This window comes from Parvibaculum sp., from assembly GCF_035511255.1.
Lineage (GTDB): Bacteria > Pseudomonadota > Alphaproteobacteria > Parvibaculales > Parvibaculaceae > Parvibaculum.
The window spans coordinates 1-3,845 of record NZ_DATKFR010000349.1 but is presented as its reverse complement, the minus strand read 5'-3'; the positions used below and the strand labels follow the sequence as shown (position 1 = coordinate 3,845).

The window sequence follows — 3,845 nt, the reverse complement described above, 5'->3', positions numbered from 1 at the left end:
CTCTCCAGCGCCATGTCGAACGTCACCTCGCCGTCATGCTCGCCGGAGAATTCGAGCGCCGTGATCTGGAACGCCCCCTCGACCGTGCCGAAATCGGGAATGGCGATCTGCCAGCTCCGGATCGCTCCGTCGAAAAACACCTGCCGGATCGCCGCGTCCGACGTCTGGTCGCGAAAAATACCGCGTCCCGAAATCGACGCCGAGCGAACGCCCGCGCCTTCGAGAAGTTCGCGCCAGCGCCCGGCGGACTCCGCATGGGTCACGTCGACGCTGCGCGCGTTGAAGGCGAGCGCGCGCGTGCGCAATCCCGCCACCGTCGTGAATGTTCCCGTTCCGCCCGCGTCGAGCTTGACGAGCAGGTCCTTGCCTCTCTGGGCCGCCATGATGGTCTACTCCGTGATGAGTTCGGTGAGGGCGCGCAAGCGGATCGTTCCGCGCCAGGTCGTGCCGTCGGGCTCGCGCCGCGTCTCCGCGTCGAGAAAGCGCAAGGCGACGAGCCGCGCGCCGTCCGGCGTCAGCGCCGCCTCGTGCAGCGCCGCGTTGATCGCGCCGAGCACGCGCTTTGCCTCCGCCCGTCCGCCGCCCCGCGAATAGACGTGAAACGAAAGCCGGTGTTCGGCGCCCGCGCTGTCGCCCGTGCTCCAGTCCGCGACCTGCGCCTCGCCGAGCGTCGCATAGGGAAAGCCCGTGTCGCCCGGTACATTGTCGTAAAGCCGCGCCCCGATCAGCGCGGTCAGTCCCTCGTCGCCGGCGAGCCTCGCATGGATCGCCTTCTGCAACGCGAGATCGGCGTCATAGGCGTTCATGGCCGCGCCTCGCAATCGAGAACCAGCCAGCGCCGCCCGCCGTCGGGGTCGTGCCGGCTCGAAATATCGAGCACCCGCCCGCGCCAGACCACGCGCATCTCCGTCGTCACGTCGCCGCGATGGCGGATGACGACGCGGAAAGGCTCGCGTGCCTCCTCGCGTTCCGCGGCGACGAGCGACACACCCTTGAAGGATATGACCTCCGCCCGCACCGTCGCGAGAACGCTCCAGCCGATCGTCGCGCCGCCCGCGCCGTCCGGCGTCCGTGTCGGCCGTTCGATCGTCACCCGCTCGCGAAGCCGTCCCGGATCTCGCGCGCTCATAGCCGGAACCTCCGGTAGGGCACGATCAGCGCGCCGACGGTAAAGGGAATTTCGTTCGCGCCCTCGAAGGCGACCGGCAGCCGCGTCTCGAACCAATGCGCGACGAGCAGCAGCACCGCATGTTTGAGCGCCTGCGGCACCGAAGCCGGGCCGCCATAGCCGGCGGTGAAATCGATCGCGATCCCGCCCGCGCGTTTCTTCGGTGCCGGCCAGCCGCCGCCCGCCGCCGGATGAATGCGCGGCGGCTCGGCTCCGAGTTCGAGATCGTAGAGCGCGGGATCGACCGTCTCGCTTTCCCCGTTCCGCGCGACGAGCGTGATCGCCGTCACCTCGGCCACCGGCGCGAGCGGCATCACGATCGCGCCTTCGGGAAACCGGTCGATGAGCAGCCGCCAGCTTTGCGTCACGAAGGCGCGCCGCGTTTCGCCTTCGAGAACCGCCCGCGCCGCCGTGATGAGCGCGGCGAGAAGCCCGTCCTCGCCCGTGTCGTCGAGCCGCAAAAACGCCCGCGCCTCGCCAAGCGTCACCGGCTCCTCGGCCGGCCCCGCCGTCAGGATGAGTGTCATGCAAATGTTCTTTCAAAAAAAATCTATGTCATCCCGGCGAAAGCCGGGACCCACTCGCACCTCCACTTGCAGCAGCCGCCCGCGATCCGGATATGGAATGCGAGCGGCATTCCGTCTTCGATTGCTAAGGGAACCAATGGGTCCCGGCTTTGGCCGGGATGACAGTGAGGGCGAAAGGAAGAAGGCATCGCGCATACCACCTTCTTCCAGAAAAACGCCCCGGCCCTCCGAGGGAGGAGCGGAGGGCCAGGACGCCCGCGAAGCCTTAAACCACCGGCTTCACATTCGCTTTCGACAGAACGGCCATCGCCGCCACCGGCGTGCCATTCGTATGCGTGCCCGTAAGCGCGAGGCTCACGCGGCTGTAGCGCGCATTGCCGAGATAGCCGATGCGATAGGCCGTCGACGCCTTGCCCGCCGCGTCCACCGTGGCGAAGACGCCCGCCGCCGAAACCGGCCCGCCGCTGACCGCTTTCGCGTCGGTCACCGGCGCCCATGTCGCTCCGTCCTCGGAATGTTCGAGCTTCACATCCGTCTTGAGCGAGCCGGAGAGCGTGTCTCCACTCGCGCCGAAGAGCACGATATGTTCCACGGCCTCGAAGCCCTGACGGTCGATCGGCGCGCCGGTCCGCGCCGCCGTCGTCACCGCCGGATCGAGCGCCTGCACGGTCTTGATGTTGCGATGAAAGTCGCGCATGTCTTTCTCCTTCACGCCGTTCGGAATTTCAGAAGCTTCAGCGCCTCGAAATTCTGCACGCCGCCGCCCACGCGCTTCGTCGTGTAGAAGAGCACATAGGGTTTGGCGCTGTAGGGATCGCGCAGCACGCGGACGCCGAGCCTGTCGACGATCAGATAACCGCGCTTGAAATCGCCGAAGGCGATCGCCGTCGCGTCGCTGGCGATGGAGGGCATGTCTTCGGCCTCCGTCACCGGATAGTTGAGCAGCGTCGGCGGCGCGCCGGCCGCAAGACCCGGCTGCCAGAGATAATTGCCCTCCGCATCCTTGAACTTGCGGATCACCGATTGCGTCGCGCGGTTCATCACGAAGCGCGCATTGGCCCGGTATCCGGCCTTCACCGCATAGATGAGGTCGATCAGCATGTCCGACGGATTGGAGACCGGAAAGGCGCCCGCGACGCCCGTCGCGAGATAGCCGAGCTTGCCCCAGGACCAGCTCGCATTGGCGACCTTCGCATAGGAGAGAAAGCCGCGCGGACGCCGGACGCCGTCGCCGGTGACGAAGGCCGCGCCTTCCTGTTCGGCAAAGGCCGTCTGCACTTCTTCCGCCAGCCACTGGTCGATATTGATCGCCGCGTCGTCGAGCAGCGTCGAGGTCGCCGCCGGCATCGCGTAAAGCTCCATCGCCGGAAATTCGAGTTCGGAAAGCGACGAGGCGGTCGTCTCGCTCCGCGCCTCCGTCTCGCCGACCCATCCGCTCGCGGGGCCCGACACCGTGAAGAGCTTCTTGTAGCTCGCCGCCCCGATCTGGCGCACGCCGGCGATGGCGCGGATGGGCGAGGCGTCGGAGACGATGCGGTCGATCATCCGCTCCGTCTCCGCCGGCACCAGATAGCCGCCGTCCGGGTCGGACTGCGCCGACAGCGCCTTCGCCTCGAGCGCGCGCAGGTCCTGCGCCTCGCCCTTCCTCACATAGAGGTCGAAGGCGCGCTTGTGCTCGCGCCGCGCCGGGTCGAGGCGGGCGCGGCTCTCATGGCCGCCGATTTCGGGCCGCGCCAGCGTCAGCGCCAGCTCGTCCACCGTCTTCTTCTGCCGGTCGAGCGCGCGGTTGATGCGGTCGACCTTCTCTTCCGTCAGCACGTCGGCGGTGAGCTTCTTCTCGATCTCGTCGAGCCGCTCGTCATTCGCCTGCTTGAAGTCCTCGAAGGCGCCGAGAAACTCGTCCATCGCGTCGCGCACCTCGTGCGACGCCGCGCTCTTCGTTTCGGGCGCGCGCGCACCCTCCGCCAGCGACGCCCCGATGCGCGGGACGCCGGTCATGAATGCACTCATCGTGCTCTCCTTGATGTCTGTTCAGTTGAAAATCCGCGACGCCGCGCGGATCGCCCGCGCCGTCGCCTCATCGCCGCCTTTCGCGTCCCGCGAAACCGTCAGCGCCTTGTAGCCGCCGGCAACGATCCGGCGTGCGTCCG

General features: G+C 67.7%; 6 protein-coding genes. All 6 read right to left on the bottom strand.

The window, feature by feature from the left end; all coding sequences use genetic code 11:
• On the bottom strand, positions 1-383 hold a 383-nt coding region (locus VMR03_RS13550), incomplete at its 3' end, for a phage major tail protein, TP901-1 family (RefSeq protein ID WP_325406087.1).
• 6 nt (positions 384-389) lie between these two features.
• Complete coding sequence (locus tag VMR03_RS13545) at positions 390-806, bottom strand: DUF3168 domain-containing protein (protein WP_325406085.1); 417 nt, start codon at positions 804-806, stop codon at positions 390-392.
• Positions 803-1,129: a phage head closure protein gene (locus tag VMR03_RS13540; RefSeq protein WP_325406083.1), complete on the bottom strand. Its 327-nt coding sequence runs from the start codon at positions 1,127-1,129 to the stop codon at positions 803-805. The genes VMR03_RS13545 and VMR03_RS13540 overlap by 4 nt, the downstream gene beginning before the upstream one ends.
• Positions 1,126-1,695, bottom strand: a complete 570-nt coding sequence (locus tag VMR03_RS13535) for a head-tail connector protein (RefSeq protein ID WP_325406081.1) — start codon at positions 1,693-1,695, stop codon at positions 1,126-1,128. The genes VMR03_RS13540 and VMR03_RS13535 overlap by 4 nt, the downstream gene beginning before the upstream one ends.
• A 265-nt stretch (positions 1,696-1,960) precedes the next feature.
• A complete protein-coding gene (locus tag VMR03_RS13530; protein ID WP_325406079.1) occupies positions 1,961-2,392 on the bottom strand; it encodes a hypothetical protein in 432 nt (143 codons plus the stop codon).
• 11 nt (positions 2,393-2,403) lie between these two features.
• Positions 2,404-3,705, bottom strand: coding sequence for a phage major capsid protein (locus tag VMR03_RS13525; protein ID WP_325406077.1), 1,302 nt, complete (start codon positions 3,703-3,705; stop codon positions 2,404-2,406).
• Between the last annotated feature and the right edge of the window lie 140 nt (positions 3,706-3,845).